Source organism: Pseudomonas sp. TNT2022 ID642 (assembly GCF_028656995.1).
Lineage (GTDB): Bacteria > Pseudomonadota > Gammaproteobacteria > Pseudomonadales > Pseudomonadaceae > Aquipseudomonas.
Genome location: NZ_JAMDGW010000033.1, coordinates 83,917 through 105,998, shown reverse-complemented (window position 1 = coordinate 105,998; position 22,082 = coordinate 83,917). Strand labels below are relative to the sequence as shown.

At 58.6% G+C, this 22,082-nt stretch carries 21 protein-coding genes; 16 read left to right on the top strand and 5 right to left on the bottom strand.

What is annotated here, in order from left to right:
- Positions 1-191 precede the first annotated feature (191 nt).
- The 4 genes from secA to M5G26_RS25585 all read left to right on the top strand — a co-directional run bounded on the left by secA (position 192) and on the right by M5G26_RS25585 (position 5,997).
- Positions 192-2,927, top strand: a complete 2,736-nt coding sequence (gene secA, locus M5G26_RS25600) for a preprotein translocase subunit SecA (RefSeq protein ID WP_134176728.1) — start codon at positions 192-194, stop codon at positions 2,925-2,927.
- 122 nt (positions 2,928-3,049) lie between these two features.
- On the top strand, positions 3,050-4,267 hold the full coding sequence (gene argJ, locus M5G26_RS25595; protein WP_134176729.1) for a bifunctional glutamate N-acetyltransferase/amino-acid acetyltransferase ArgJ: 1,218 nt from the start codon (positions 3,050-3,052) through the stop codon (positions 4,265-4,267).
- Positions 4,268-4,420: 153 nt separating this feature from the next.
- Complete coding sequence (locus M5G26_RS25590) at positions 4,421-5,053, top strand: glutathione S-transferase family protein (protein ID WP_134176730.1); 633 nt, start codon at positions 4,421-4,423, stop codon at positions 5,051-5,053.
- On the top strand, positions 5,050-5,997 hold the full coding sequence (locus tag M5G26_RS25585; RefSeq protein ID WP_134176731.1) for a Nudix family hydrolase: 948 nt from the start codon (positions 5,050-5,052) through the stop codon (positions 5,995-5,997). The genes M5G26_RS25590 and M5G26_RS25585 overlap by 4 nt, the downstream gene beginning before the upstream one ends.
- A gap of 120 nt (positions 5,998-6,117) precedes the next feature.
- Here the strand turns inward: M5G26_RS25585 and M5G26_RS25580 are convergent, their stop codons facing one another.
- Genes M5G26_RS25580 through M5G26_RS25570 form a run of 3 tightly spaced genes read right to left on the bottom strand, consistent with a single transcriptional unit; the run spans position 6,118 to position 9,705 of the window.
- The gene (locus M5G26_RS25580) at positions 6,118-6,702 is read right to left on the bottom strand and encodes a cob(I)yrinic acid a,c-diamide adenosyltransferase (protein ID WP_273916805.1); all 585 of its coding nucleotides are present in this window, start codon (positions 6,700-6,702) and stop codon (positions 6,118-6,120) included.
- 3 nt (positions 6,703-6,705) lie between these two features.
- Positions 6,706-8,742 (bottom strand): sensor histidine kinase, encoded by a 2,037-nt coding sequence (locus M5G26_RS25575; protein WP_273916804.1) that lies wholly within the window; start codon positions 8,740-8,742, stop codon positions 6,706-6,708.
- Between the two features lie 45 nt (positions 8,743-8,787).
- A complete protein-coding gene (locus M5G26_RS25570; protein ID WP_273916803.1) occupies positions 8,788-9,705 on the bottom strand; it encodes a putative 2-dehydropantoate 2-reductase in 918 nt (305 codons plus the stop codon).
- 140 nt (positions 9,706-9,845) lie between these two features.
- Between M5G26_RS25570 and M5G26_RS25565 the strand changes: the two genes are divergently transcribed.
- Entirely contained in the window at positions 9,846-10,331 is a 486-nt protein-coding gene (locus M5G26_RS25565) for a YajQ family cyclic di-GMP-binding protein (RefSeq protein ID WP_008080210.1), read from the top strand.
- 138 nt (positions 10,332-10,469) lie between these two features.
- Positions 10,470-11,312, top strand: coding sequence for a mechanosensitive ion channel family protein (locus tag M5G26_RS25560; protein ID WP_150693276.1), 843 nt, complete (start codon positions 10,470-10,472; stop codon positions 11,310-11,312).
- 231 nt (positions 11,313-11,543) lie between these two features.
- On the opposite strand, the gene M5G26_RS25555 is transcribed toward M5G26_RS25560, so the two are convergent.
- A complete protein-coding gene (locus tag M5G26_RS25555; protein WP_134176734.1) occupies positions 11,544-12,896 on the bottom strand; it encodes an OprD family porin in 1,353 nt (450 codons plus the stop codon).
- A gap of 895 nt (positions 12,897-13,791) precedes the next feature.
- Here M5G26_RS25555 and M5G26_RS25550 point away from each other — a divergent pair.
- Positions 13,792-14,217: an HIT domain-containing protein gene (locus tag M5G26_RS25550; protein WP_038366655.1), complete on the top strand. Its 426-nt coding sequence runs from the start codon at positions 13,792-13,794 to the stop codon at positions 14,215-14,217.
- A gap of 3 nt (positions 14,218-14,220) precedes the next feature.
- Complete coding sequence (locus M5G26_RS25545) at positions 14,221-14,427, top strand: SlyX family protein (RefSeq protein ID WP_038366649.1); 207 nt, start codon at positions 14,221-14,223, stop codon at positions 14,425-14,427.
- A gap of 70 nt (positions 14,428-14,497) precedes the next feature.
- Here M5G26_RS25545 and M5G26_RS25540 read toward each other — a convergent pair whose 3' ends face one another.
- Entirely contained in the window at positions 14,498-15,100 is a 603-nt protein-coding gene (locus M5G26_RS25540) for a cold-shock protein (protein WP_008080216.1), read from the bottom strand.
- Positions 15,101-15,412: 312 nt separating this feature from the next.
- Here M5G26_RS25540 and M5G26_RS25535 point away from each other — a divergent pair, with 312 nt between their 5' ends.
- From M5G26_RS25535 to ruvB, 8 genes are all read left to right on the top strand, one after another.
- Positions 15,413-15,883: a Dps family protein gene (locus tag M5G26_RS25535; protein ID WP_273916802.1), complete on the top strand. Its 471-nt coding sequence runs from the start codon at positions 15,413-15,415 to the stop codon at positions 15,881-15,883.
- Positions 15,884-16,068: 185 nt separating this feature from the next.
- Entirely contained in the window at positions 16,069-16,407 is a 339-nt protein-coding gene (locus tag M5G26_RS25530; protein ID WP_150693349.1) for a ribbon-helix-helix domain-containing protein, read from the top strand.
- Positions 16,408-16,539: 132 nt separating this feature from the next.
- On the top strand, positions 16,540-16,761 hold the full coding sequence (locus tag M5G26_RS25525) for an FmdB family zinc ribbon protein (RefSeq protein ID WP_064119106.1): 222 nt from the start codon (positions 16,540-16,542) through the stop codon (positions 16,759-16,761).
- 101 nt (positions 16,762-16,862) lie between these two features.
- A complete protein-coding gene (gene aspS, locus M5G26_RS25520; RefSeq protein WP_134176736.1) occupies positions 16,863-18,638 on the top strand; it encodes an aspartate--tRNA ligase in 1,776 nt (591 codons plus the stop codon).
- A 128-nt stretch (positions 18,639-18,766) separates the two neighbouring features.
- A complete protein-coding gene (locus M5G26_RS25515) occupies positions 18,767-19,513 on the top strand; it encodes a YebC/PmpR family DNA-binding transcriptional regulator (RefSeq protein WP_007912738.1) in 747 nt (248 codons plus the stop codon).
- A gap of 156 nt (positions 19,514-19,669) precedes the next feature.
- Positions 19,670-20,197 carry a crossover junction endodeoxyribonuclease RuvC gene (ruvC, locus tag M5G26_RS25510; RefSeq protein ID WP_007962095.1) on the top strand — a complete coding sequence of 176 codons (528 nt, stop codon included), beginning with the start codon at positions 19,670-19,672 and terminating at the stop codon, positions 20,195-20,197.
- 116 nt (positions 20,198-20,313) lie between these two features.
- The gene (gene ruvA, locus M5G26_RS25505; RefSeq protein WP_034153418.1) at positions 20,314-20,922 is read left to right on the top strand and encodes a Holliday junction branch migration protein RuvA; all 609 of its coding nucleotides are present in this window, start codon (positions 20,314-20,316) and stop codon (positions 20,920-20,922) included.
- The gene (ruvB, locus tag M5G26_RS25500) at positions 20,923-21,984 is read left to right on the top strand and encodes a Holliday junction branch migration DNA helicase RuvB (protein ID WP_007912736.1); all 1,062 of its coding nucleotides are present in this window, start codon (positions 20,923-20,925) and stop codon (positions 21,982-21,984) included.
- The last annotated feature ends 98 nt before the right edge of the window (positions 21,985-22,082 follow it).

Here is a 22,082-nt window from a genome sequence, read left to right as displayed (position 1 = left end):
CTTGAAGTTGAGCAAAACGCCCCTATTTTAAGTGAGCCCCGTCAAAGCGCAGTGCCAGCATCGTGGAACATCGCCACTTTCCTCACTTCCGTTTCCGGGTAGAATGCTCGTTCGCATGCGGCCATGAGGGCTGCACGGGCGACGCTCACGGGGCCGCCCTCCATCCCTTTAGTGTGGAAGATCCTGCCGATATGTTTGCGCCTTTGTTAAAGAAACTTTTTGGAAGCAAGAACGAGCGTGAAGTCAAACGCATGCTCAAGACGGTGCAGCTCGTCAATGCCTTCGAAGAGCAAATGGTGGCCCTTTCGGACGATCAATTGCGCGCCAAGACCGATGAGTTCAAGGCTCGCATCGCCAAAGGGGAAACCCTCGACAAGCTGTTGCCAGAAGCCTTTGCGGTCGCCCGCGAAGCCGGCAAGCGCATCATGGGTATGCGCCACTTCGACGTGCAACTCGTCGGTGGCATGACCTTGCACGAAGGCAAGATCGCCGAAATGCGCACCGGTGAGGGTAAAACCCTCGTAGCGACCCTGGGTGTTTACCTCAACGCACTGTCCGGCAAGGGCGTGCACGTTGTGACGGTGAACGACTACCTGGCGCGTCGTGACGCCAACTGGATGCGTCCGCTGTATGAATTCCTCGGCCTGACCGTCGGCGTCGTGACGCCGTTCCAGCCGCCGGAAGAGAAACGTCTGGCCTACGCCGCCGACATCACCTACGGCACCAACAACGAATTCGGTTTTGACTACCTGCGCGACAACATGGCGTTCAGCATGGAAGAAAAATTCCAGCGCGAACTCAACTTTGCCGTGATCGACGAAGTCGACTCCATCCTCATCGACGAAGCGCGTACCCCGCTGATCATCTCCGGTCAGGCCGAGGACAGCTCCAAGCTGTACATGGAGATCAATAAACTGATCCCGCAGCTGGAACTGCACGTTGAAGAAGTCGAAGGCGAAGTCACCAAGGCTGGCCACTACACCGTTGACGAGAAGACCCGTCAGGTCGAACTCAACGAAGCCGGTCACCAGTTCATCGAAGACATGCTCACCCGCGTCGGCCTGCTGGCTGAAGGCGAGAGCCTGTACTCGGCACATAACCTGGGCCTGCTGACACACGTGTATGCCGGTCTGCGTGCGCACAAGCTGTTCAATCGCAACATCGAATACATCGTGCAGGATGGCCAGGTCGTACTGGTCGACGAACACACCGGTCGTACCATGCCGGGTCGTCGTCTGTCCGAAGGCTTGCACCAGGCCATCGAAGCCAAAGAAGGCCTGAACATCCAGGCCGAGAGCCAGACCCTGGCTTCGACCACGTTCCAGAACTACTTCCGTCTGTACACCAAGCTGTCCGGCATGACCGGTACCGCTGACACCGAAGCGTTCGAATTCCACCAGATCTATGGTCTGGAAGTGATGGTCATTCCGCCGAACAAACCATTGGCGCGTAAAGACTTCAACGACCTGGTGTTCCTGACCGCCGAAGAGAAATACGCGGCAATCGTTACGGACATCAAGGAAAGCATGGCTGCCGGTCGTCCGGTGCTGGTGGGTACTGCCACCATCGAAACCTCCGAGCACATGTCCGCACTGCTCGTGAAGGAAGGCATCGAACACAAGGTTCTCAACGCCAAGTTCCACGAAAAAGAAGCCGAGATCATCGCGCAGGCCGGTCGTCCGGGCGCCCTGACCATCGCCACCAACATGGCCGGTCGTGGTACCGACATCCTGTTGGGCGGTAACTGGGAAGTGGAAGTCGCGTCGCTGGAAAACCCGACCCCTGAGCAGATTGCCCAGATCAAGGCCGACTGGCAGAAGCGTCACCAGCAAGTGCTGGAGTCCGGCGGTCTGCAAGTGATTGCGTCCGAGCGTCACGAATCGCGCCGTATCGACAACCAGCTGCGTGGTCGTGCCGGTCGTCAGGGTGACGCCGGTTCGAGCCGCTTCTACCTGTCGCTGGAAGACAGCCTGATGCGCATTTTCGCCTCTGACCGGGTGAAGAACTTCATGAAAGCCCTGGGCATGCAGCCGGGCGAAGCGATCGAGCACCGCATGGTGACCAACGCGATCGAGAAGGCGCAGCGCAAGGTTGAAGGCCGTAACTTCGATATTCGCAAGCAACTGCTCGAGTTCGACGACGTCAACAACGAACAGCGTAAAGTGATCTATCACATGCGTAACACGTTGCTGGCCGCTGACAACATCGGTGAGACCATCGCTGACTTCCGTCAGGACGTGCTCAACGCCACCGTCAGCGCACACATTCCGCCGCAATCGCTGCCAGAGCAGTGGGACGTGGCCGGTCTGGAAGCGTCGATTGCCAGCGATTTCGGCGTGACACTGCCGATCCAGCAATGGCTCGACGAAGACGACCATCTGTACGAGGAAACCCTGCGCGAGAAGCTCATGACCGAGCTGATGGCGGCGTACAACGAGAAAGAAGACCAGGCCGGTGCCGAAGCACTGCGCTCGTTCGAGAAACAAATCGTGCTGCGCGTGCTGGACGACCTGTGGAAAGACCACCTGTCGACCATGGATCACCTGCGTCACGGCATCCACCTGCGTGGCTACGCTCAGAAGAACCCGAAGCAGGAATACAAGCGCGAGTCGTTCACGCTGTTCTCCGAGCTGCTGGATTCGATCAAGCGCGACTCGATCCGTGTGCTGTCGCACGTTCAGGTACGCCGCGAAGACCCGGAAGCCGAAGAGCAGCGTCTGCGTCAGGAAGCCGAAGCACTGGCCGCCCGCATGCAGTTCGAACACGCCGAAGCGCCAGGTCTGGAGCAACCGGAAGTACTGGGTGAAGAGGTTGATGTAGCCCTCGCCACCGCCCCGGTTCGCAATGAGCAGAAGCTGGGCCGCAACGAACTGTGCTACTGCGGTTCGGGCAAGAAATTCAAGCATTGCCACGGGCAGATCCAGTAAAACCCGTTTCAATCGCTGAAATACCCGCGCCGCGACCGGCTCCTGCCGTCGCGGCGTTTTGCCATTTAAACCACCGTTGCTGCGCGTGACGGTGCTGACATCATTGAGTAAGGAGCGCATTCATGGCTGTTGGTCTTGGTCCTTTGCCAACGTTGCACCCGGTTGCCGGTTTTGAACTCGGTATCGCCTCGGCCGGCATCAAGCGCCCGGGGCGCAAAGATGTCGTTGTGATGCGCTGCGCCGAAGGCTCGACCGTGGCGGGCGTGTTCACCTTGAACGCGTTTTGCGCGGCACCGGTGATCCTGGCAAAAAAACGCGTGCACAATGCTGTGCGCTATCTGCTGACCAACACTGGCAATGCCAACGCTGGCACCGGTGAACCTGGCCTGGCCGCCGCTGAACGCACCACTGCGAAGTTGGCCGAGCTGACTGGCGTCGATGCCAGCCAGATCCTGCCGTACTCCACCGGTGTGATCGGTGAGCCGCTGCCGGTCGAGAAGATCGAAGGCGCACTGCAAGCCGCGCTGGACGATCTGTCGGAAAACAACTGGGAAGCCGCTGCCACCGGGATCATGACCACCGATACCCTGCCGAAGGGCGCCAGCCGCCAGTTCGAGCATGACGGTGTGACCATCACCGTCACCGGCATCAGCAAAGGCGCGGGCATGATCCGCCCGAACATGGCGACCATGCTCGGCTACATCGCTACCGACGCCAAAGTCTCACGCGACGTGCTGCACAATTTGATGCTCGACGGCGCGAACAAGTCGTTCAACCGCATCACCATCGACGGCGACACCTCGACCAACGACTGCTGCATGCTGATCGCAACCGGCAAGGCTGCATTGCCGGAAATCACCCGCGCCGAAGGCGAGCTGTTCGCCAAGCTCAAGCAAGCGGTGTTCGAAGTGTGCATGGACGTGGCCCAGGCCATCGTGCGCGACGGCGAAGGCGCGACCAAGTTCGTCACCGTTGAAGTGAATGGCGGCGGCAATCATCAGGAATGCCTCGACGTCGGCTACACCGTGGCGCATTCACCGCTGATCAAGACCGCGCTGTTCGCCTCCGACCCGAACTGGGGCCGTATCCTCGCTGCCGTTGGCCGTGCCGGCGTGCCGGATCTGGACGTGAGCAAGATCGACGTGTTCCTCGGTGACGTGTGCATCGCCAGCCGTGGCGCCCGTGCGGCGACCTACACTGAAGCGCAGGGCTCGGCGGTGATGCAGCAGGAAGAAATCACCATCCGCATCGAGTTGGGTCGCGGCGATTGCAGCGAAACCATCTGGACCACCGACCTGTCGCATGAATACGTGAAGATCAACGCCGAATACCGGACTTGATCCAAGACCGGGTCGCTTCTTTCGCGAGCAGGCTCGCTCCCACAGGGGATTTGTGACAACACGATCCAATGTGGGAGCGAGCCTGCTCGCGAAGACGGCAGCTCAAGTATGCAAGTCTCCAGGTTTCTCCACTGACGAAAAGGCGCCACACCCATGTCCCTGCACCTGATCATCGGCGACAAACTGCTTTCCTCCTGGTCCCTGCGCGCTGCCCTGGCGCTTGAGCTGACCGGCGCTCCCTACAGCGAAGAACTGATCAAGCTCGGCAAGCCCGATACCCGCGAGCTGCTGCTCAAGCATTCGCCCACCGCCAAAGTCCCGCTGCTGCAAACGGCGCGCGGCACCATTGCCGACTCACTGGCCATCGCCGAATACCTCGCTGAACAGTTTCCGTCCGAGCAGCTCTGGCCGAGCGATATCTTCGCCCGTGCCCAGGCGCGATCCGCCTGCGCCCAAATGCACAGCGGCTTCTTCGCCATGCGCAATCACATGCCGTTCAACCTCAACCATGACGCACCGCTGAACCCGGTGCCGCCGGAAGTGAAAGTCGACATCGAACGCATGCTCGCGCTGTGGGCCGAGTGCCGTGCCGCCGCCACCGAGAGCGGGCCGTATCTGTTTGGTCGCGTCAGCCTGGCCGATGCCTTCTTCGCACCGATTGCCGTGCGTCTGCGCACTTATCAGGTGAAGCTGCCGGCCGCCGACGAAGCCTATGTTGAAACCGTCTACCAATGGCCCGCCTTCAAGGCGTGGCAAAAGGCTGGACTGGAGGAGTTGAATCCGTGAAACGCGTCCACGTCGCCGCCGCCGTCATTCGTGATGACAGTGGCAAAATCCTTATCGCCCGCCGTGCCGACACCCAGCATCAGGGCGGTCTGTGGGAGTTTCCCGGTGGCAAGGTCGAGGCTGACGAGTCGGTCGAAACTGCGCTGGCCCGGGAGCTGCACGAAGAGTTGGGTATCGTCGTTGGCGCCGCCCGACCGCTGATCAAAGTGCGTCACGACTACCCGGACAAGCAAGTGTTGCTGGATGTCTGGGAAGTTTCGGCATTCACCGGTGAACCGCACGGTGCCGAAGGCCAGCCATTGGCCTGGGTTACCGCGAAAGAACTGGCGAACTACGAGTTCCCGGCCGCCAACCAGCCGATCGTTGCCGCCGCGCGTTTGCCCGCGGAATATCTGATTACCCCGGAAGACCTGGAAACCCCGGCTCTGCTGCGCGGTATCCAGAAGGCGATTGCCGGCGGGATCAAACTGATCCAGCTGCGCGCACCGAACGGCTATGACCCCAAGTATCGCGATCTGGCGGTCGATGCGGCCGGGCTGTGTGCGGGCAAGGCGCAACTGATGATCAAGGGGCCGTTCGAATGGCTCGGTGATTTCCCCTCTGCCGGTTGGCACATCACCTCCGCGCAATTGCGAAAGTACGCCGCTGCGGGACGTCCGTTGCCCGCAGAACGCTGGCTGGCGGCTTCGTGCCACAACGCTGAAGAGCTGGCACTGGCCGAGCAGATGGGCGTGGATTTCGTCACGCTGTCGCCGGTGCAGCCGACGCTGACCCACCCGGATGCGCAGCCGCTGGGCTGGGAGCAGGCTGAGGCGCTGATTGAAGGCTTCAGTAAACCGGTGTTTCTGTTGGGCGGGGTTGGTCCGGCGGAGCGGGAGAAGGCTTGGGGCGTTGGCGCGCAGGGTGTGGCGGGAATTCGCGCGTTCTGGCCTGATTCTCTGTAAAGGCTGCTGGCCTCATCGCTGGCAAGCCAGCTCCCACAGGGTTTTGTGTCGTTCACAAATGTTGTGTACACCACGAAACCTGTGGGAGCTGGCTTGCCAGCGATGGCGGCCGATCAAACACTATATCTCTGCAGGTTTGGCAGCCGGTTGCCAAAGAATCTCCGCAATGCCCTGCCGCCGCGCAATCAACCGCGCCGCGACAAACAGCAAATCCGACAACCGATTGATATACGCCAGCCCGACCCCGGCCAACGGCTCAATCGCATTCAAATGCTGACAGCGCCGCTCGGCACTCCTCGCCAGGCTGCGACAAACATGCGCCTGGGCAATCAGCATCGACCCGCCCGGCAAAATGAAATTCTCCAGCGGCCCCAACTCCTCATTCCACACATCAATCGCTGCTTCCAGTCGTTCGATTTCCGCTGCATTCAACGCCTGATACGCCGGCATCGCCAACTCGCCACCCAGATCAAACAAGCGATGCTGACAAGGCGCCAACACCTCGATCAGTTCATTCAGCCCCGGAAACGTGTCGCGCTCGGCAATCAACCCGGCCAGCAGCACGCCGACCTGACTGTTCAGCGTATCGACCTCACCAATCGCTTCGATGCGCGGGTGATCCTTGGGCACGCGGCGGCCATCGCCCAAGCCGGTTTCGCCCTTGTCGCCGGTGCGGGTGTAGATTTTCGACAGGCGAAAGCCCATGGGTTACCTCGATAATTGATTGGTTTCGGCAGCGATGGGCAGCGGTTGCGACAACGGCAGGCGCAAGGTGAAACAGGTGCCCTGGCCCGGTGCTGACTGCACCTCCATCTGCCCTTTGTGATTGTTGGTAATGATGAAATACGACACCGACAAGCCAAGCCCGGTGCCCTGACCGATTTCCTTGGTGGTGAAGAACGGCTCGAAGGTGCGTTTGCGCACGTTCTCGCTCATGCCGATGCCGTTGTCCTCGACCTGGATTTCGGCCCACGGTGGATTGAGCTTGGTGCGCAGGATGATCCGTCCCGGTTCGCTGTCGTCTTCACGCTGATGGATGGCCTGCGCGGCGTTTTTCAACAGGTTGAGCAGCACTTGCTCAAGTTCATTGGCGGTGCCCGGCACCGGACCGAGCGCCGGGTCGAACTGACGGATGATCGCCTGGCCCTTGAAGTCGAAACCGATGGCCAGATCGAAGTCGTTGCCGGCGATTTCCACCGCTTGATCGATCAATGCCGGCAGATCACACGGCGCCATTTGTCGGGTGCTGCGGCGGCTGAAGCTGAGCATGTGCGTGACGATTTTCGCCGCGCGAGCGCCAGCCTGCTGGATACCGTCGAGCAATTGCGGGACTTCGCGGCCCTGCAAATAGCGATTTACGGTGTCCAGCTCGATGTTCAGTTGCTCGGCGGTTTCGAGGTTCTTCGGCAAATCGGCGGAAAGGCGTCGGCGGATGTTCTGCACGTTGTGCAGGATCGCCCCCAGCGGGTTATTGATTTCGTGGGCCATGCCGGCGGCGAGGCCACCGACCGAGAGCATTTTTTCCGACTGCACCATCATTTCTTCCAGCGACAGGCGCTGGGTGATGTCATCGATACGGATAACCACACCACGCCCGGCGCCGCCCATCAACGGGTAGAAGGTCAGCGCATAATGCTTCGGTTCATCGTCCTTGAACCACGTTACTCGCTCGATTTTCGCCACGGTGTGCTGCTCGACGGTCTGCTTGAGTTGCGGCAGAAACGGCTTGAGCGGTTCGAAGGCGAGAAAGATGGGTTGGTTCAGTGCCTCGTCCAGTCGTGTGCCGGAGAGGGCACTGGCTTCCTGGTTCCACTGGGTGACGTAGAGCTGCTCGTCGAGGGCAATCAGCGCCGAGGGCATCGAGTCGATGATGCTGTTGAGGTAGTTCTGGAACCCAGTGAGCTTTTTCTCGATCTTGCTGCGCACCTGGACTTCCAGTTCCAGCTTGCGGTTGGTGTGGCGGGTCTCCTCGGCCAGCCCCTGGGCCTGATCGTAGGCCGCTTGCGAGTCATCGCGGGCGCGCTTGAGTTGCTGCTCGCGGGCTTCGATGCGCGACAGCATGGTGTTGAACGCCTCGGCGAGGCTGCCGATTTCGTCATGATTGCCGCGTGAGGCGCGCAGGGCGTAGTTCTCTTCGCGGGTCACCTGACGCGACAATTCCTCAAGCTGATGAATCGGTCGGGTAATCAGGCGTTTGATCTGCCGGGCAATCACCAGCCACAACAACACGCTGAAAATCAGAATGCCAAGGCTCGCGGTCAGGGTGCCGGTGTAGAACGCCATCGGCAGTTCGCTGCTGGCCACCAGTAACAAGTGGCCCGGAGCGGTGCCGGGGCGGGGCAGGGTGATCAACTGGTTGCTGCGAAATTCGGTCAGTTGCCACGCTTCGATGTGCCGATATCGTTCCGGCAGGCTGAGTTTGTCGCCGCGCTGCACTTGCGCCAGGCGTTCGCCCTTGCCGTCGTACAGCGCAGCGGCGCGTAGCGGTGAGTAACTGTCGAGTTCTTTGAGCAGGCGCTCGGCGTTTTGCGGTGATTGCAGGGCTTCGCTGACCAGGCTCGGGTTGGAAATCAGCCGGCCGATGGTCTGCAAGGCCTGCGGTGCCATGCTTTCCTGGGAGATGTAATAGGCGGCGCTGATAAAGGTCAGGTTGGCGACCAGCAACACAGTGGTCAACAGCACCAGCAGGGCGGCCAGCAGTTTCTGGCCGACCGGCAGGTTTTCGAGACGCTGGCGCAATGGCATCAGGTTTATCGCAGCAGAGGAACAAGTGGCCAGCGTAGCCGCTGCTCAGTCGCTGGGCAATCCGAGGCTGCGCAGATGAGCGACCAGTCGTTGCTGCAATTGACTGAGGTGCGGCAGGTTCAGTTGGTGGCGCGCGGCGACTTTGCAGGCGTGGCCCAATAGATAGCTGATTTCGGTGCGGCGCTGGTTGGCCACGTCCTGGTACATTGAGGAGTAATTGGCGGCGGTTGCGTGGATCACCCGTTCGACTTCCTGCTGCAGATTGTCGGCGGCGGCGGGTTGGCCGCAACGCTCGAGTAACTCGGCCAGTTCGCTGCACAGCGTGGCGACTTCGCAGTGATGCTCCTGCAGTCCGCCATTACGGCAGTCGTGCAGCACGGTGAGCGGATTGATCGCGCAGTTGAGTGCGAGTTTGCGCCACAGACGCGTAAGGATATCGGTGCTCCATTCGTGGGGGATTTTCGCGGCATCCAGATCGTCCAGCCAGATCGGCGCGACCGGATGGCCAGCGTCGCCGAGCCAGGTAAAGCCGTGGCCGGCAAACACCACGCGCCAGTCGCCATCGCGAAACGCACCCTCGGTGCTTGAAGCGCTGATGCACCGTGCCAGTGGCACCCGGTTGGCGACGGCGTCCTGACTGCCGAGGCCGTTTTGCAGAAGGATCAGTTCGGCGTCCGCTGTCAGTCGTGGGGCGAGGCGGGCGACGGCGTTTTCGGCATCGTAAGCCTTGCAGGCCACCAGCAAACGGTGGATCGGCTCGGGGTTGTCGGGCGTTTCCCCCGGCACCGCGTAGGTACTGGCCTGGCCTTGTTCAACCAGCGTCAGCCCGCCCGCAGCCACATAGCTGTGCAAGCGCTCGGCATCACGCACGATCAGCCTGACCGGCAGACCGGCGCGGGCCAGGCGGGTGGCCCACAGCGTGCCGAGGCTGCCGGCGCCCAATACATGCCAGGTGGTGGCCATCAGTTTTTTGCTCGATTGCGTACAGGCATGTGCGGCTCGCCGTGTCGGTGGGAAAAGACCCGTTATAATGAGCCCGATTTTAACCGCAAGCCAAGCGCGCTCCATCCACATCGAGCGCGCCTTTTTATTGGAGAGATTACATGCCGTCGTTCGACGTGGTATCCGAACTGGACAAACACGAACTCACCAACGCGGTCGAGAACGCCGTGAAGGAACTCGATCGTCGTTATGACCTGAAAGGCAAAGGCAGCTTCGAGTTCAAGGAAAAAGACCTCACCGTCAGCCTGACTGCTGAAGCCGGATTCCAGCTGGAAGCAATGATCGAAATCCTCAAGCTGGCGCTGGTCAAGCGCAAGATCGATGTGCAGTGCCTTGAGGTCAAGGACGCCTACGCATCGGGCAAACTGATGAAGCAGGACGCCATCCTCAAGGAAGGTATCGACAAGGAACTGGCGAAGAAAATCGTCGGCCACATCAAGGATGCCAAACTGAAAGTGCAGGCCGCCATTCAAGGCGAGCAGGTACGCGTGACCGGCAAGAAGCGTGATGACCTGCAAGAGGCCATCGCGGCCCTGCGGGCCAAGGAATTCGGCATGCCCCTGCAGTTCAACAACTTCCGCGACTAAGCTTTTCGGTCGGGAACCTCTCGGCGTTTTCAGCGTCCGAGGCCCAAGCAACGGCAGAAACGATTGAGCCCCAGCGGGTTCGGTCTTTCTGCCGCTGATTTTTTACAGCCCGGGAAGCCGGAAATCAGGAGATAGAACATGGATTTGAATGCTGAGGTGGACAACCTGGTCAAGGCATCCCAGGCGTGGATTCCGATGATCATGGAATACGGCAGCCGCGTGCTGCTGGCAGTGATCACGCTGGCCATTGGCTGGTGGCTGATCAACAAGGTCACGCAAAAACTCGGCGGCCTGCTGGCTCTGCGTAATGCCGATCTGGCACTGCAAGGCTTTATCAGCAGCCTGGCGAACATCATTCTCAAGGTGCTGCTGATTGTCAGCGTCGCTTCGATGATCGGCGTTGAAACCACCTCGTTCGTTGCTGCGATCGGTGCGGCCGGTCTGGCCATCGGTCTGGCCTTGCAGGGCAGCCTGGCGAACTTCGCCGGTGGCGTGCTGATTCTGCTGTTCCGTCCGTTCCGTATCGGCGACTGGATCGAAGCGCAAGGCGTGTCGGGTACAGTCGACAGCATCCAGATTTTCCACACGGTGCTGCGTACCGGCGATAACAAGACCATCATCGTGCCAAACGGCAACCTGTCGAACGGCATCATCACCAACACCAACCGTCAGCCAACCCGTAAGGTTGTGTTCGATGTGGGTGTGGATTACGAAGCTGATCTGCAAAAGGCCCGTCAGGTGCTGCTGGATCTGGCCAAGGATGAGCGCGTATTGCAGGATCCGGCGCCACAGGCCGTGATTTCGACCTTGGGTGACAGTTCGATCACTGTTTCCCTGCGTGTGTGGGTGAAAACTGCAGACTACTGGGACGTGATGTTCATGTTTAACGAACAGTCGCGTGATCGTTTAAAGACTGCCGGGATTGATATTCCTTTTCCGCAGCGGGTGATTCGCGTAGTTCAGGAAAGCGCTGTGCAGTAACAACATTGATATCTGGCCTTGCGGTCAGTTAATTAGTGTCCGACCCAAGAGATGTTCGCACTCTTGGGTTTTTTTATGTCCGCCGTGAAAGTTTGTCAGCTAATAGATAGCTGGCTAATGTTTGTTGTTTGGAAGCGTGTTTCTGAATGCATAAAAAAACCGCACACCTGAATCAGGTGAGCGGTTTTTATTAGAGCAGAGCTCTACAGTACGTCAGCCGTACATCTCTTATTAGAGAATGTTCAGTGGGTACTCAACGATCAGACGGGTATCGTTGTTGTCAGCCGAGTAGCCGCTGTACGCGCCGTTGGAGCGGTACATGGCATAACGCAGACGGAACGACAGATCTTTGGCCGGGCCTTCCTGGATCACGTACTTGGATTCGGCGTTCCACTCGTTCTCTTTGCCTTCACCCAGACCGTTGGTCTTGATGTTGTCACCCATTACGTAACGGGTCATGAAGCTCAGGCCTGGTACGCCGTAGGTTTTCATGTTCAGGTCGTAACGAGCCTGCCAGGATTTCTCTTCGCGGCCGACGAAGTCGGAGATCTGGATGGAGTTGGCTACGAAGATGGTGCTGTTACCGTCAACGCCGTAGTAGTAAGCGTTGTCGCCGCTCGATTGCTGATAGGCAACGGTGAACTTGTGGGCGCCGAGGCTGTACGCTGCTGCCAGGGACCACAGGTTGTTGTCTACGCCGCGGGTATCGTTCTCGTCGCTTTCGTCACCGATTGCGCTAACCAGGTCGCCACGTTTCTCGCCTTTGGTGTGGTAACCGTTCAGGTCGAAGTTCAGCGACTGATCGTCGTTGATTGGCAAGGTGTAGTTCAGGTTGACGTAGTACTTCTTGAAGTAATCTTCAGCGTCGGAAGCAGCCAGGGCGCCGGTGAAGTTATCGGTGAAGGCGTAGCTGGCACCGAAGATGTTGATGCTGGTCAGGCCTTTGCCGCCATTGCCATCTTCATCCGGCAGACCGCCGATGCTGTCGCGGCCCATACCGGTTTGCTTGCTCAGTGACGTGAAGCGACCTGCGCTCAATTCCAGACCTTTGATCTCTTTGGAAGTGATCAGGGTACCGGTGGCGACTTCTGGCAGCAGACGGCTGTCGTCGGTGGCGAATACCGGGCTGGCAACGAATTGCTGGCCGTATTTCAGCACAGTGTCGGATACGCGGAATTTAACTGCGCCGCCGATTTTGCCCTGGGATTTTTCCGGGTTGCCGTCGCTGTCGACTGCGAACAGGCCGTTACCGCGACGACCCGAACCGCCGTCCAGTTTGACCGAACCCATGGCCATGGCGTCGAGACCGAAGCCTACAGTGCCTTGAGTGAAGCCCGACTCGTAAGTCAGCAGTTGGCTTACGCCGGTGTCCTGGCGATAGCCGCTTTTGAAGGTGCCGTCACCGTTGGAAACGTTACCCGCGCCGTTTTTGTAGTCGCGGTTCATGTATTCCATACGAGTCTTCAGTTTCAGACTCTGGTCTTCCAGGAAACCTTTGGACTCGTCTTGAGAAGACGCCATTGCGAACTGCGAGGTGCCTGCTGCAACAGCCAGGGCGATCATGCTCCACTTCATCACGCGCATCGTGATTTGCTCCTTTGGTTTTTAGAAGAGTACTGCCGTCCCACCTGTTTTATTATCTGGGCGGCTCTTTCTTTTTGTGTCGGCGCAAACTTATATCACGCCGACAATGTTGGCGATACTTGCGAATCTAACCTTTCACCTTCTTTACGACGCTGTCGCAAACTGGTGTGTAGATGTCGCAAATTCACAGAACCGATGCAATCGGGCCTACAACTTTCTCGCTGTTTTTTTAGCCGTTTGCATCGCTAAAAAAGAGTCCCTGGCAAAACACTTGAATCTCCATCGGGCAACCCTGCCACTGTTCTTATGGGGCTTAAGGCATCCACTTCCAGTGGTGCGCTTATAGTCCATATGGGTACGAATGCAACAAGCGTGCTCAAACCGCAATTTCGCTGCGGTTATTTTTCTGAACGCTTGCCTCTGTCTGTAAAAACCTCATAAATACTGGGCGCCAAGCCCCTTTGGCTCAGGGCTTGACGCCATTGCTCCTATGGTGTTGCCACGCCGAGAAACGAGCGTGACAACCAAAAACGTTACCGGTTCACCCCGCCGGTGAGTATTTGGCGGATGCCCGACGCAGTGAGCGTAGACGCACTGTGCGGTTTTGGTGCAAAAAAATTTGTAGCTGTTCCGGATTCATACAGTCGAGATCGGGTTGAGAACTGAACGAATCAGGGTTCTACGGTCATTTCATTGTGTTTTCTGCTGCTGTTGGTGCTGTGTTGGTGCGCGGCGCGAGTAAATGTCCCATCCGGGGGCATTCGCAGCGGTTCGAAATCACGCCTTCGTGAAGGCTGGCGCATTCGCAGGTATGCTGCCGTCCTGTCGCTTGGTTGCGCCGTTCGCGAGGACGGCCGCTAAGCTGAATAATGAAGATCAGCCGGGAGTGCGCGCAGTGTTTGCTTTAGATTCACGACTTCAACAGGACACGCTGACGATCGGTGATTTCCCTCTTTGCCGACTGCTGCTGTCCAATGATGCCAACTACCCTTGGTTCATCCTGGTGCCTCGTCGCGACGATATCAGTGAGTTGTTTCAGTTGGATGTCGCCGATCAACAGCAGTTGTGGCAGGAAACCACCGCGCTCGCGGAGCTGCTCAAGGACCTGTTCGATGCCGACAAAATGAACGTCGCGACCTTGGGTAACGTTGTCAGCCAGATGCACATGCATGTGATTGTGCGCAAACGCGACGACGCAGCCTGGCCGGCACCGGTCTGGGGCAAGCACCCGGCCAAGCCATATAGTGCCGAGCAGGTCGCGGCCATTCGCGAACGGTTGCGGCTGGTCCTGACCGAGCATTTCACCTTTGTGGAGGGCTGAGTCATGAGTCTGGAAGAACGCGTTACCGATCTGGAAAGCCGCTTGGCGTTTCAGGATGACACCATTCAGGCGTTGAACGACGTGCTGGTGGCCCAGCAGCGTGTGGTCGAGCGTCTGCAGTTGCAGATGGCGGCCCTGCTCAAGCGTCAGGAAGAGATGGTTGGCCAGTTCGAGTCCTTTGAGGATGAGGCGCCACCGCCGCACTACTGAGGCAGGTACTTTTCAGCAGGCGTAAAAAAACCGCGAACAGCATGCTGCTCGCGGTTTTTTTATGCCTGGATCAGCGTCGCGGCAGAGCGGCGATCACGTCCTCGGCTTGCAGGCCTTTGTCGCGGTTCATCACCGAGAACTCCACGCGCTGGCCTTCGACCAGTACGCGATGACCTTCACCACGGATCGCGCGAAAGTGCACGAAAATATCATCGCCGGAATCCCGGGAGATAAAACCGAAGCCTTTGGAAGTGTTGAACCACTTGACGGTACCGGTATCGCGATTGGTCATGTCATAGCTGGTTGGAGCGGCAGCAGGTGAAGAACGATAGAAGCTCACAGCCAGATGCAAGACCACGGCAACCAGTGCAATCACCAGGGTGAACAGCACGGCTGGCTGGCCGGCGATGACGGGCATCGGGGCGATCAGGGTCAAGGTTTGCAGGACGACGGTCAGTACCAGAAGAGCGCTGACGAGGTTTTGCAGATGCTGACGAGGGCCTTTGTTCCAGTAAGGAATCACTGGGGCAATCACCAGGTTCAGCAGGCCGAAAAAGGCCAGGTAAAGTGCATCGGGTTGTTGCAGGTAGGGAACGGCTTCGGATTTCAAGCTGGGTATGAACGACAGCAGCAATGCTGCTGCGCCCATTAGCAGGTGGACGATTTTCAACATTTTGATTGGCTCACGTTTATGACGGCTCACAAGGAAGAGCTGAAGGCGCACGGTTCGCTTCGGAACAAAATAAGAGGCGGTGGACACGTTCACGGCATCAGCCTATGCGCAACACCCCGAAAAATGGGGCATGGCGACACACTGCCTATTTAACAGCAAAGCCTGCGGCTACTCAAATCAGCCCGGCCAGCGGCATGGCGTCGGTCGATTTGTCGCAGCGTTTGCAGCCAATCAGGGCTGCGGGGGGGCGGTTGCCTTGCTAGAGTGGGTCTGCACCTGTTGGATGAATTCAATCGCCGTTAGGGGGTAAACATGGCAATCGATATCGGTATCAGTGAAGAAGATCGCAAGTCCATCGTCGAAGGACTATCCCGTCTGTTGTCGGACACCTACGTGCTGTATCTGAAAACCCATAACTTCCACTGGAACGTCACCGGCCCGATGTTTCGCACGCTGCACTTGATGTTCGAAGAACAGTACAACGAGCTGGCGCTGGCCGTGGACTCGATCGCCGAGCGGATTCGCGCCCTGGGCTTTCCGGCACCGGGTGCCTATGCCACGTACGCACGCCTTTCTTCCATCAAGGAGGAGGTGGGGGTGCCGAGTGCCGAAGACATGATCAAGCAATTGGTCGATGGCCAGGAAGCCGTGACCCGCACGGCGCGCGGCATTTTTCTGCTGCTCGACAAGGTCAGCGATGAGCCGACCGCAGACCTGCTGACCCAGCGCATGCAGGTTCACGAGAAAACCGCGTGGATGTTGCGCGCGCTGCTGGAGGCGTAAGTAGCCGGACGCGCGGGCCAGTGGTGTCAGGCTCGCGCGCTGTCCGAAATCTTACCTGTATCGTTGGCTTATCCTACGGAGACGGTCAATAAGTCGTCTAGATATAACTTTGTGTCTGCGCTTTTATGAAAGCCACAGGATGTGACTTTTCAAACAAGCAGAGATGGCAAAGGAGTGTCACCGATATGGTAGAGGGAGACAGGCGAGGCGACAGGATTGTCAGCTTGCCACATGAATTGAAAGTCGATCCGTTCGTCAACGAGTTCGACATGGCATTGGTTCAGCCATCGTCGCGATCCGTGCGTCTGAACGGTTACGCAACCTGCTTGCGGCTGGAGCGGGTCTACTGGAACATCCTCGGCAATATGGCAGCAGACAACTGCTGTTCGATCAGCTCGCTGCTGTCCCATGTCGACCGTGAAGTGCATTTGCGTCACGGCGGGGTGAAAAATTTCAGCGCGCTGGTGCGGGTGGTGTGCGTCATGAACGGCATCAAGCAAGCAACACCTGCCGAATCGCTCTGAAGCGGCGGTTGCAAACAAGGGCGCGGCCTGTGCAGTCTTACGGCTGCACAGGCCGCATTTAATCGATATAATCCCGCTCTTTCGCCGCAAAGCCCTGCGCGCGGTGGCAATCTGATCGCCGAGACACCCCCCATGCCGATGTACGATTATCAATGTGCTTCCTGTGGTCATCAGTTGGAAGCCATTCAAAAGATCAGCGAGGCACCGCTGGTCGACTGCCCTGCCTGTCAGGCGCCAGAGCTCAAGAAACAGCTGTCCATGCCAGGCTTTCGCCTCAGCGGCAGCGGTTGGTACGAAACCGATTTCAAGACCGGGACCAAGAAGAATCTGGCCGGTGGCGACAAATCTGACTAGGGTTCAACCCCAGGTTGAACGACACGCGTGAGTTTCCGCATTGCCTGAAAGCAACGGGAGCTCCACCGAATTTTTCGAATTACGAGAAGCGAACCACGACCATGATGCGCAGCCACTATTGCGGCCAACTGAACGAAAGCCTGGAAGGCCAGGAAATTACCCTTTGCGGATGGGTTCACCGTCGCCGCGACCACGGCGGGGTGATTTTCCTCGATATCCGTGATCGTGACGGTCTGGCCCAGGTGGTTTTCGATCCGGATCGCGCCGAGAGCTTCGCCGCTGCCGATCGCGTGCGCAGCGAGTACGTCGTGAAGATCACCGGCAAGGTGCGTCTGCGTCCGGCCGGTGCCACCAACGCCAACATGGCGTCGGGCATGATCGAAGTGCTGGGTTATGAACTGGAAGTGCTGAACGAGTCGGAAACCCCGCCGTTCCCGCTGAACGAGTTCTCCGACGTTGGTGAAGAAACCCGTCTGCGTTATCGCTTCCTTGACCTGCGTCGTCCGGAAATGGCCGAGAAGCTGCGTCTGCGCTCGCGCATGACCACCAGCATCCGTCGCTTCCTCGACGAGAACGGCTTCCTCGACGTTGAAACGCCGATCCTGACCCGTGCGACTCCTGAAGGCGCGCGTGACTATCTTGTGCCTAGCCGTACCCACGCCGGTTCGTTCTTCGCCTTGCCGCAGTCGCCACAGCTGTTCAAGCAACTGTTGATGGTTGCCGGTTTCGACCGTTACTACCAGATCGCCAAGTGCTTCCGCGACGAAGATCTGCGTGCCGACCGTCAGCCAGAATTCACCCAGATCGACATCGAGACCAGCTTCCTCGATGAAAAGGAGATCATGGGCCTGACCGAAGAAATGATCCGCAACCTGTTCAAGGAAGTGCTGGGTCTGGAATTCGGCGACTTCCCGCACATGACTTTCGAAGAAGCCATGCGTCGTTACGGTTCCGACAAGCCAGACTTGCGTAACCCGCTGGAACTGGTCGACGTTGCCGATCAACTGAAAGAAGTCGATTTCAAAGTGTTCAGCGGCCCGGCCAACGATCCGAAGTGCCGTATTGCCGCACTGCGCGTTCCAGGCGGGGCGAGCATGCCGCGCAAGCAGATCGACGACTACACCAAGTTCGTCGGCATCTACGGTGCCAAGGGCCTGGCGTACATCAAGGTCAACGAGCGTGCTGCCGGTGTTGAAGGCCTGCAATCGCCGATCGTGAAAAACATCCCTGAAGACAAGCTGAACGTGATCCTTGATCGCGTTGGCGCAGTCGATGGCGACATCGTGTTCTTCGGTGCCGACAAGGCCAAGATCGTCAGCGAAGCCTTGGGCGCACTGCGTATCAAGCTCGGTCACGACCTCAAGCTGCTGACCTGCGAGTGGGCGCCAATGTGGGTCGTCGACTTCCCGATGTTCGAAGAGAACGACGACGGCAGCTTCTCCGCGTTGCACCACCCGTTCACCGCGCCGAAGTGCTCTCCTGAAGAGCTGGAAGCCAACCCGGCTGGCGCGTTGTCCCGCGCATACGACATGGTGTTGAACGGCACCGAGCTGGGTGGCGGTTCGATCCGTATCCACCGCAAGGAAATGCAGCAAGCGGTATTCCGTCTGCTGGGTATCAATGAAGCGGAACAGGAAGAGAAATTCGGCTTCCTGCTCGACGCGCTGAAGTACGGTGCACCGCCGCACGGTGGTCTGGCCTTCGGTCTGGATCGTCTGGTAATGCTGATGACTGGCGCCCAGTCGATCCGTGAAGTGATCGCCTTCCCGAAAACCCAGAGTGCTGCTGACGTGATGACGCAGGCGCCGGGTGTGGTGGATGCCAAGGCACTGCGTGAGCTGCACATTCGTTTACGCGAAACGCCAAAGGCTGAGTAAGACGGGCCTGAAGGCGCATCTTCGGATGCGCCTTTTTTCTTTCTATAGAGAGCAGGTCGAGATTTTTTGTTTGCTGGCCGCTGCATGAGCAGGGCGGGCAACGTTTCAAAGAGAATTCGGAGCGAGTTATGGCAGGTCATTCCAAGTGGGCGAACATCAAGCACCGCAAAGAACGTCAGGATGCCAAGAGAGGCAAGATCTTCACCAAGTGGATCCGTGAACTGACTGTTGCGGCCCGTCAGGGCGGCGGTGATCCGGGTTCCAATCCGCGTCTGCGTCTGGCGCTGGACAAAGCCCTGAGCGCGAACATGAGCCGCGACATCATCGACCGTGCCGTCGCGCGCGGCGCCGGTGCCACCGAAGCGGACAACGTTGAAGAGCTGACCTATGAAGGTTACGGCCCGGGCGGCGTGGCGGTGATGGTCGAGTGCATGACCGACAACCGTAACCGTACCGCAGCCGCTGTGCGTCATGCGTTCAGCAAGTGTGGTGGCAACCTCGGCACCGACGGTTCGGTGGCTTACTTGTTCGAGCGCAAAGGCCAGATCAGCTTCGCGCCGGGCGTCGATGAAGACGCGCTGACTGAAGCGGCTCTGGAAGCCGATGCCGATGACGTGGTCAGCCACGAAGACGGTTCGATCGATGTGTTCACCTCGTTCACCAGCTTCTATGCGGTGCGTAACGCGCTGGAAGCGGCTGGATTCAAGGGTGATGACGCGGAAATCGTCATGCAGCCGACCACCAGCGCCGAACTGGATCTGGAAGGTGCGGAGAAGGTACTCAAGCTGATCGACATGCTTGAAGACCTGGATGACGTGCAGAACGTCTATTCCAACGCTGATATTCCGGAAGACGTGGCCGCTCAGCTCGGTTGATGCAAATAGAAAGGTCGCAGTTTTTGCTGGCTCTACACTTCACCTGTAGGAGCTGCCGAAGGCTGCGATCTTTCTGTTTTTGAAAGATCAAAAGATCGCAGCCTTCGGCAGCTCCTACATGTACCCTCAGCTTTCGCATCAATTTCTGCAGGCGTTATGACTTTAATTCTTGGTATCGACCCCGGTTCGCGCATCACCGGTTACGGGATTGTTCGCGATACCGGGCGTGGCGGCTGTATCTATGTGGCTTCCGGCTGCATCCGTACCGGTGCGGGCGAGCTGCACGAACGCCTGCAAATCGTCTATCGCGGCGTACGCGAAATCATCCAGACCTACGGTCCGGTGACCATGGGCATCGAAAAGGTGTTCATGGCAAAAAACGCCGATTCGGCGCTTAAGCTCGGCCAGGCGCGCGGTGCGGCGATTGTCGCCGGTGCGGAAGAGTGTCTGGAGATCGCCGAGTACACGGCCACTCAGGTCAAACAGGCGGTGGTCGGCACCGGCGCCGCCAATAAAGAACAAGTGCAGATGATGGTCATGCACATGCTCAAACTGACCAGCAAACCGCAAATCGATGCCTCGGACGCCCTGGCCATTGCCATTTGCCACGCGCACACACGTTCCAGTCTGCTGCCACACGGCTTGGGAACGGCACGCAGTCGTGGCGGGCGCCTGCGTCTCTGATAGCATCAGCATCAATTTTCTTGAAAGCAGGATTTCCTGCGCCTGAGTCGTCGGCGCGAAATTCGCCTTTCGATAGTCGCCAGCCCACGGTTGGCCAACGCTCAAGGATCTGAAACGTGATTGGACGCTTGCGCGGCACCCTGGCTGAGAAACAGCCGCCGCACCTGATTCTGGATGTAAACGGCCTCGGGTATGAGCTGGAAGTGCCCATGACCACCCTTTATCGTCTGCCGTCGGTCGGTGAACCGCTGACCCTGCACACCCATTTGGTCGTACGCGAAGACGCGCAGTTACTCTATGGTTTTGCCGGCAAGCGTGAGCGAGACTTTTTTCGCGAGTTGATCCGTCTCAATGGTGTCGGGCCGAAATTGGCCCTGGCCTTGATGTCGAGTCTGGAAGTCGACGAACTGATCCGCTGCGTGCAGTCTCAGGACACCTCGGCATTGACCAAGGTGCCGGGGGTCGGCAAGAAAACTGCCGAGCGTCTGCTGGTCGAGCTGAAAGACCGCTTCAAGGCGTGGGAAACTACGCCGGCCATGTTCGCGCTGGTACCGAATCAGCCGGACGGCCCCGCGCCGGTCAATACTGCCGAGAACGATGCGGTCAGCGCGCTGATTTCCCTGGGCTACAAGCCGCAGGAAGCGAGCAAGGCGATTACCGCCATCAAGGACAAGAATTTGAGCAGTGAAGACCTGATCCGCCGCGCCCTGAAGGGAATGATTTAAGTGATTGAAGCTGATCGTCTGATCACCGCCGCGCACAGCCCGCGCGAGCGCGAAGAAGTCCAGGACCGGGCCATTCGCCCGGTCAGTCTGGCCGACTATATTGGCCAGCCGACCGTGCGCGAGCAGATGGAGCTGTTCATTCAGGCTGCCCGTGGTCGTAGCGAATCCCTCGACCACACGCTGATCTTCGGCCCGCCGGGTCTGGGCAAGACCACGCTGGCCAACATCATCGCCCAGGAAATGGGCGTGTCGATCAAAAGCACATCCGGGCCGGTGCTTGAGCGTCCGGGTGATCTGGCGGCGTTGTTGACCAATCTTGAGCCGCATGACGTGCTGTTCATCGACGAAATCCATCGTCTGTCGCCGATCGTTGAAGAAGTGCTGTACCCGGCGATGGAAGATTTCCAGCTGGACATCATGATCGGTGAAGGTCCGGCCGCGCGTTCGATCAAGCTCGATCTGCCGCCGTTCACTCTGGTGGGCGCAACCACTCGCGCCGGCATGCTGACCAATCCTTTGCGTGACCGCTTCGGTATCGTCCAGCGTCTTGAGTTCTACAGCACGGCTGATCTGGCGACGATTGTCAGTCGTTCGGCGGCGATTCTCGGTCTGCCGCTGGATCCGGAAGGTTCTTTCGAGATCGCTCGTCGCGCCCGTGGCACGCCGCGAATCGCCAACCGTTTGCTGCGCCGGGTGCGTGACTTCGCCGAAGTGCGCGCCAAGGGGCACATCACCAAAGCGGTGGCGGATCTGGCGCTGAATCTGCTGGACGTCGACGAACACGGTTTTGATCATCAGGATCGGCGTCTGCTGTTGACCATGATCGAGAAGTTCGATGGCGGCCCGGTCGGGATCGACAGTCTGGCTGCGGCCATCAGCGAAGAGCGCCACACCATTGAAGATGTGCTGGAGCCGTACCTGATTCAACAGGGCTACATCATGCGCACACCACGGGGCAGGGTGGTGACGCGGCATGCGTACCTGCACTTCGGTTTAAACATTCCGTCACGAATGGGTGAAATGCCCGTGGCAGACGAGTTTCTCGATGCCGTGGACGACTGATACACATTTGTTGTCGATTTATTCAGGGTTTGTACGGTCATAGGACGGTACTTTTGCGGTAAAGCTCTGAAACCATGAAAAACAGTTGCCTGGCCGGA